Source organism: Pseudomonas sp. UF-293, assembly GCF_058245595.1.
This window is the reverse complement of the sequence record NZ_JBSICA010000073.1, coordinates 1-494: the sequence shown is the minus strand read 5'-3', so window position 1 is coordinate 494 and position 494 is coordinate 1. Positions and strand designations below refer to the sequence as shown.

Annotated in this window: 1 pseudogene; it reads right to left on the bottom strand. The window is 62.8% G+C overall.

The features are described from left to right. Nucleotides 1-494 (bottom strand): annotated as a pseudogene (locus tag AC4IHP_RS27825) (type IV secretion protein Rhs); the annotation flags it as partial.

Sequence of the window (494 nt, the reverse complement as noted above, 5' to 3'; positions counted from 1 at the left end):
TCTTCGATGAGCTGGCCGAGCTCATTCCACACCCAGCGATGGCGGCTGCTGTCCGGGTAGCGCAACGACAGCAACTGCCCGCGCAGGTTGTAGTAGTAATGCGTGACCTGGCCGTCGGGATCGACCGCTTCGGTGACGGCGCCTTCGGCGTTGCGCCGGTAGATCCACACCGCCTCACCACGGCAACGCTTGTAGAGAAAACCGTTGCGGTACTCGTAGGACGTTGGTGCATCGTCTGGCGGAATCAGCGCGATCAGCCGTCCGAGTTCGTCGTAGCGGTATTCGGTAACCGCGCCCAACGCATCCTGCTCGGCGATCAAGCGCCCCTGCTCGTCATAGGCCTTGAGCTGCTCGCCGCCATCGGCCGCGACCTGCCGCACCAGCCGCGCACGATCGTCGTGGACGTAGACTTCTTCAGTGCCGTCGACGTAATGCACGGTCACGCTGGCGTCGTCATCGTTCCAGACGTAACGGGTGTTCATCTGCGAGAACGA